This window comes from Natrarchaeobius chitinivorans (assembly GCF_003841505.1).
In the GTDB taxonomy this organism is placed as follows: Archaea; Halobacteriota; Halobacteria; order Halobacteriales; family Natrialbaceae; genus Natrarchaeobius; species Natrarchaeobius chitinivorans.
Genome location: NZ_REGA01000002.1, coordinates 401,167 through 407,500, shown reverse-complemented (window position 1 = coordinate 407,500; position 6,334 = coordinate 401,167). Strand labels below are relative to the sequence as shown.

7 protein-coding genes are annotated in these 6,334 nt (G+C 62.2%); 3 read left to right on the top strand and 4 right to left on the bottom strand.

Features of this window, described 5'->3' with window-relative positions; all coding sequences use genetic code 11:
* The coding region (locus tag EA473_RS04365; protein WP_124194443.1) for an aldehyde dehydrogenase family protein at positions 1-465 on the bottom strand (465 nt) is incomplete at its 3' end.
* Between the two features lie 212 nt (positions 466-677).
* Positions 678-1,487, bottom strand: a complete 810-nt coding sequence (locus EA473_RS04360; RefSeq protein WP_124194442.1) for an RIO1 family regulatory kinase/ATPase domain-containing protein — start codon at positions 1,485-1,487, stop codon at positions 678-680.
* Between the two features lie 243 nt (positions 1,488-1,730).
* On the opposite strand from EA473_RS04360, the gene EA473_RS04355 reads away from it, so the two are divergent.
* Genes EA473_RS04355 through EA473_RS04345 form a run of 3 tightly spaced genes read left to right on the top strand, consistent with a single transcriptional unit; the run spans position 1,731 to position 4,386 of the window.
* On the top strand, positions 1,731-2,915 hold the full coding sequence (locus EA473_RS04355; RefSeq protein ID WP_124194441.1) for a DUF7544 domain-containing protein: 1,185 nt from the start codon (positions 1,731-1,733) through the stop codon (positions 2,913-2,915).
* Positions 2,916-2,971: 56 nt separating this feature from the next.
* Complete coding sequence (locus tag EA473_RS04350; RefSeq protein WP_124194440.1) at positions 2,972-4,165, top strand: acyl-CoA dehydrogenase family protein; 1,194 nt, start codon at positions 2,972-2,974, stop codon at positions 4,163-4,165.
* Positions 4,166-4,167: 2 nt separating this feature from the next.
* Positions 4,168-4,386: a hypothetical protein gene (locus tag EA473_RS04345; protein ID WP_124194439.1), complete on the top strand. Its 219-nt coding sequence runs from the start codon at positions 4,168-4,170 to the stop codon at positions 4,384-4,386.
* Positions 4,387-4,404: 18 nt separating this feature from the next.
* On the opposite strand, the gene EA473_RS04340 is transcribed toward EA473_RS04345, so the two are convergent.
* A complete protein-coding gene (locus EA473_RS04340; protein WP_124194438.1) occupies positions 4,405-4,899 on the bottom strand; it encodes a DUF2062 domain-containing protein in 495 nt (164 codons plus the stop codon).
* A 63-nt stretch (positions 4,900-4,962) separates the two neighbouring features.
* Positions 4,963-6,219, bottom strand: a complete 1,257-nt coding sequence (locus EA473_RS04335; protein WP_124194437.1) for a Glu/Leu/Phe/Val family dehydrogenase — start codon at positions 6,217-6,219, stop codon at positions 4,963-4,965.
* Between the last annotated feature and the right edge of the window lie 115 nt (positions 6,220-6,334).

Below are 6,334 nucleotides of genomic sequence, written 5' to 3'. Positions count from 1 at the left end.
CCACGGCGTGATACAGCCGACGACGCCGCGGGGCTTGCGCCGCATGTAGGCGTCCTTGCTCGCGACCTCGCTCGGAACCACGTCGCCGTGAGGGTGACGGGCGTTGCCCGCCGCCCACTCCACCATGTGCCAGGCTTCGGTGACGTCGGCTTTCCCCTCCGAGATCTCCTTGCCACACTCCTTCGAGACGATCTCGCCCAGTTCCTCGTGGCGCTCGCGCAACTCGTGATAGATCTCCCAGAGGTACTCCGCGCGATCCGGATACGACAGGTCTCGCCACTCCGCGAACGCCTCCTCGGCCGCCTCGAGGGCCCGGTCGACGTCGTCGGCCGTCCCGCGCCGGAACGTCGCCAGCGTCTCGCCGGTCGCCGGATTCTCGCTCTCGAAGCTGTCCGCATCGCGCCCGTCGGTCCACTCGCCGTCGACGTAGTGACCGTGTACGTTCTCCGTGGCTTGTTGGCTCATACCCGGGGGTACGACGGGCGACGGGAAAAGCCCTGCTGGTGGTTCACACGTGGCGTAGATCGGTCGGGACCGCCACGTTCAGTTGGTACCGCCACGTTGTGAGCCGACTCGTCATGCTGTGAGTATCAGCCGGAGTTGGACGGACTGCTCTCCGTCAGTTCCGGAGTGACCGAAACCGGTGGATTGTGCGGCACCCAGTTACTGCATCCGGCTCAGCGCTGGCCCAGATCGGCGACCTTCTCGAGTTCGCTGCGAAGGCGCGTCGAGTCGAACTCGTGATCGGGTCGGAGCCTGACGAAATCGAGAAACCGGCGCGCCGAGAGCAGTTCGGAGGGGTCGTACGCCGTGGTGGCTGCTCGAACGGCTCGTCGAGGCCCGATCCGGGGCTCGAGGACGGCGAGCGCACAGGCGAGATCGTAGGCCGTCGTTTCGGAGACGCGATCCTCGTGGACGCTGGTGGCGTCGATGAAGTAGAGGTCGTCCTCGCACAGCAGGATGTTCTCGGCCCGTAAATCGCCGTGTGCGAGTCCGTGATCGTGAAGCGCTGCGAGCATCTCGAACAGTTCCGGTGCCTGTCGGGCGACGACGTCGTCGGGCACGGAATCCAGCGACTCGAACTCGGGAAGGTACTCGAGGACGAGGACGCCGAGGCCGTTGACCTCGAACGCTTCGATCGGCTGGGGTGCGTTGACGCCGATCTCTCGCATCCGTTCAGTCGCCTCGTACTCGTGTTCGACCATCTCGCGTGGCGTGTCGAACCGGTCGAAAAAGCCGCCGGTCCCGGCTGAAACGGCCCCGACGTTGCGGCCGGTCGTCAGGAGGGCGTGGACGAGCGCGTTCTGTCTGGAAACGATCTTGACGAACCACTCGTCGTCGATGACACACGGCGTCGACAGCCAGTTGTCTGCCTCGAGGAACTCGACGCGAACGACCTCGCGATCGTGACGGTCCGCCAGGGATCGGACGACCCGCTCGATGCGGTCCCACTCGACCGTGCCTCGAGCGAGCTGGCGGATATCCATACGTCGGGGGACGGGCTTTGGGGTTAAATGCGTCTCGAAGTATCGCCGGCACGACCTGTCAACAGAAATCGTGGGGTCGCGGTTGAACGTGAGACCGATGTTGGATCTTGCCGTCGGATCCGTGGGATTCGATCTCACGAACCGTTCTGTCGGATTCGGTCTCGCGAACCGTTCGAGACGTTCGACTTTCGGCTCGACAGTCAGATCAGAATTATTTTCATTGGGGCAACCATAACCGAAGGTATGGATGCTGTCGACGACCTCAGTGACGCGATCGATACGACGCGGAATCTCCTGATACCGGTTCGGGCCTGGCTGTGGGTCAAACTCGCTGTCGTCGTCTTCTTCCTCGGTGGGGGCGGAGCGGGTGCGAACTTCTCCTCCGGGGACCCCACCATGTTCACGGGCGACGCTGGGCCGACGGATTTCGACGATATCACCGTAGCCGAGATCACGGAGATGGTGACGACCGAACTCCTCGTTCTGATCGCGATCGTCGCGATAGTCGTCTTCCTCATCTGGCTGTTTTTCGCAGTGCTGGCCGCCGTTATGGAATTCGTCTTCATCGAATCGCTTCGTTCGATGGAGGTCTCCATCATCAGTTACGGGATGGACAACTTCGGACGGGCACTCCGCCTGTTCGTTTTCAGAGCACTCGTCGGTCTCGTCGCGGCGTTGATCGTCCTGGTTCCACTCGGCGCGATCGTGTACACCGCCTCGAGTCTCGAGGCGATTCTGGGCAGCCTCGTTCTGATTATCTTGCTCGCGCTTGCCGTCGGACTCGCACACTCGATCGTGATGCGCTTTACCTCCGAATTCGTCGCGCCGATCATGCTCCTCGAGTCGCGGGGCGTTCTCGGCGGCTGGAGTCGGTTCTGGGGGACGTTCAAAGCGAACTGGACGGAGTACGTCGTCTATCTGCTTCTGGTCTGGATCCTGCAACTCGTGATCGGGATCGGTGTCGGCATACTCATGCTCATCGTCGGTCTCATCGTCGCGATTCCGTTCCTGATCCTCATCTTTGCGTTACTCACTCTCGGCGATATCGGAATCTTGCTCGCGGTTATCGTCGGCGTCGTCGGCGCTGTATTGCTCTTGCTCGTCTCCGCACTTATCTCGATGCCAGTCCGGACGTACTTCCAGTACTACGCGCTGTTGTTACTCGGCGATACGAACGACGACCTCGATCTCATCCCTGACCAGCGCGAAGCGGTCCGAAGCGACGGCGGTCGCCCCGAACCCGATCGATCGGACGAACGGCGGGACGATCCCGACCGTGACACCGAGAACGACTGGGACTCGAGAGCGGACGAGACTGACGACGAGTGGGACAGCACCCCGTCGTGGGACGACGACGGCGATTCTGAGTCAGGGAGCGACTGGGACGAACCCGACGACGACGACCGCGACGACGATCGGGGCTGGTAACCTCCGCGAATCGACCCAGTCGGTGCGTTTATTCCACGCGCCGGCAAGTATTGCGTATGGACTTCGAGCTACCTGACGAACACCGGATGATCCGGGAGACCGTCAGGGACTTCTGTGAGACGGAGATCGAGCCGATCGCTCAGGAGATCGAGGACGACCACCGATTCCCAGCGGAAATCTTCGACCAGCTGGCCGACCTCGACATGATGGGCGTTCCGATCGACGAGGAGTACGGCGGGCTCGGCGGTGATACGCTCATGTACGCGCTGGTCGCCGAAGAGATCGGGCGCGTTTCCGGATCGGTGGGTCTCTCCTACGTCGCACACGTCTCGCTCGCGTCGAAACCGCTCGAGCTCTTTGGCACCGACGAGCAAAAGCGTCGGTGGCTCCGTCCGCTCGCCGAGGGCGAGTATCTCGGTGGCTGGGCGCTGACCGAACCCGAAAGCGGATCCGACGCCTCGAACATGAACACGACGGCCGAACGCAACTCCACCGAGGGAAACTCGACCGATCCCTCGGAAGTCACGGCTTCCGAGGACGGCGACGAGTGGGTCCTCAACGGAACGAAACAGTTCATCACGAACGCTTCCGAAGCCGGCTCGATCCTCGTCAAAGCCGTCACCGACCCCGAGGCCGGATACGACGGTATCTCGACGTTCATCGTCGATCCTCGCGAGGACGACGGGTTCGAAGTGACGACGGTCTGGGACAAACTGGGACTCAACGCATCGCCGACCTGTGAGATCCAACTGGACGACGTTCGGCTTTCGGAGGACCGTCTGCTCGGTGACGTCGGCGACGGCTGGAACCAGACGAAAAAGACTCTCGATGGGGGCCGGATCTCGATCGCAGCGCTCTCGACGGGGCTGGCACAGGGAGCCTACGAACACGCGAAAGCCTACAGCCAGGAGCGCGAGCAGTTCGGGCAGCCGATTTCGGAGTTCGACGCGATCCGGGACAAAATCGTCGATATGCATCGAAAGACCGAACGCGCGCGACTGCTCACCCACCGAGCGGCCCAGGCCGCCGACGCCGGCAAGCCGGTGACGCGGGAGTCAGCGCTCGCAAAACTCGACGCGAGCGAAGCGGCTCGAGAGGTCGCCGAGGACGCCGTCCAGGTACTGGGCGGCTACGGCTACACGACTGACTTCGCGCCACAGCGGTTTTATCGGGACGCCAAACTGATGGAAATCGGCGAGGGAACCAGCGAGATCCAGCACCTCGTTATCGGTCGAGAACTCGGCCTGTAACCGTGTTGGTACTCGTCGTCGGCTTCGTCCTCGTCGGTCTCGGCCTGGCTGGGATTCGATACGCACCGGCTATCGTCGACGCCCAACATCGACAGGGGATGACGCCGTACACGGACGGCCCGATCGAGAAGAGCGATCGGGTCGTGGCCACCAAGGGAGTCGGTGTCGTCTTCGCCGTCGTCGGCGTCGTCCTCGTCGGCTACGGCGCTGGATTCGTGTAGAAAGTCGTCAGCCGGTTGTTACCGCTTGAGTCCCATCAGCGTGGTAACCAGCGATCGGGTCGGTCGTCCCCGATTTCGTCGACGGTGGGCTCGAGTGAGGTGAAAGACCAGTCCGTAGCTCACGAGCGACAGGAGGATCGCGATCAGGAGGTTGCCGATCGCCAGTTGCTGGAACACCGCCCACGCGGACGCCGTCGCGGTCTCTTCGAGCGGGATCGGATCGGTTCCGAGTGCCGTCGCGCCGACCTGAAGGCTCGCGACGTACACCGCCGGCTTTACGAACGGGTTGAGTACCGCGACCGACGCGAAAATTGCGGGTTTGCTGATCCACGACCAGAGCGAAACGAAGACGAAAAACAGCCCGATACCGAGACCACCGGTCGGTAGTGCCGTGACGAAGATCCCGATCGAGAAACTCGAGGCGACCTGATGTGGCGTATGCTCCGCCTGAAAGGCCTCCGTCAGTTCGCGTCGGACCCGGTCTCGATAACTGGCCAGTCGTTCCCGCAACATCCCCGGACAGTCCGTCTGACCCAACGGTGAAAAAGGTATCGAGACGGCTCGTGTCACATCTTTTCAGGGGAAGCTGCCGGCTTCCCCGAAGGCGTTGGCGACCCGCTGAATCGCGACGACGTACGCTCCCGTTCGGGGGTTGTCAAGCTCGTTCTCTTCGATGGCGTCGACGAGTGCGTCGAAGGCGTCGACGATGGTTTCCTCGAGTTCTGCGTTTACCTTCTGCTCGGACCAGTAGAACCGCTGGCGGTTCTGGACCCACTCGAAGTACGAGACGGTGACGCCGCCGGCGTTGGCGAGGATATCCGGAATTACGAAGACGTCTTCGTCCTCGAGGACCCGGTCGGCTTCGGGAGTCAGCGGACCGTTGGCGGCCTCGGAGATGACGTCCGCTTCGACGTCCTCGGCGAGGCCGCCATCGATCGCGTTCTCGAGCGCTGCTGGAATCAGGAGGTCGACGTCGAGAGTCAGCACGTCCTCGTTAGTGATCTCTTCGTCGGCTTCCGGGTAGCCGACGACGCTTCCGGTTTCGTTCTTGTGGGTTTTCGCCGCGACGGGATCGAAGCCGTCGGCGTTGTAGATTCCGCCGCTCGAGTCGCTCGCGGCGACGACGGTCGCTCCCATCTCGTCGATCAGTTTCGCGGCGATCCAGCCGGCGTTTCCGTAGCCCTGGACGGCGACCGTCGCACCCTCGAGATCCTTATCGAGGTAATCGAACGCCTCGCGAGCGGCGATGACGGTCGAACGGCCAGTCGCCTCGACGCGACCCTCGCTGCCGCCGCTGGCGAGGTTCTTGCCCGTGATGACGCCGGGCTCCGTGGTGTTTTCGAGCGTCTCGTACGTGTCTTTGATCCAGTTCATCTCCCGCTGTCCGGTGTTGACGTCCGGTGCCGGGATATCTTTGTCTTCGCCGATGATGGGAGTCAGCTCCGTGGCGAACGTTCGGGTGAGTCGCTCGAGTTCGGTCTCCGAGTAGTCTGCGGGATCGACGACGATTCCACCTTTGCCACCGCCGAGTGGGATGTCGACGATCGCGGTCTTGTAGGTCATCCAGCCCGAAAGCGCCTTGACCTCGTCACGGGAGACCTGTGGGTGATACCTGATCCCGCCTTTGTACGGCCCCCGGTCGCCGTTGAACTGCGCCCGGAACGCTTTAAATCGTTCGAGCGACCCGTCGTCGAGCTCGACCGTCAGGTTCGTCTCGAGCACTCGTTCCGGGTGTTTGAGGCGTTCGATGACGTCGTCGTCGACGTCTAAGTACGTTGCAGCCTCGTCGATCTGCGATTGCAAACTCGCGAACGGATTAATCTCCCCAGCCATTGCATCGGAGTTCTGGCGAAAACAAAATAAGCGTGACGAATGCCCATGAGAGGGGATACTCAATAATATTAGGAATATTAATACGACAGTGTTTCGTCGAACTGGCACCCAGCCG

Coding starts and splice junctions, on each gene's coding strand:
- EA473_RS04360 (WP_124194442.1), bottom strand. CDS start 1,487: ATGGATATCCGCCAGCTCGCTCGAGGCACGGTCGAGTGGGACCGCATC.
- EA473_RS04355 (WP_124194441.1), top strand. CDS start 1,731: ATGGATGCTGTCGACGACCTCAGTGACGCGATCGATACGACGCGGAAT.
- EA473_RS04350 (WP_124194440.1), top strand. CDS start 2,972: ATGGACTTCGAGCTACCTGACGAACACCGGATGATCCGGGAGACCGTC.
- EA473_RS04340 (WP_124194438.1), bottom strand. CDS start 4,899: ATGTTGCGGGAACGACTGGCCAGTTATCGAGACCGGGTCCGACGCGAA.
- EA473_RS04335 (WP_124194437.1), bottom strand. CDS start 6,219: ATGGCTGGGGAGATTAATCCGTTCGCGAGTTTGCAATCGCAGATCGAC.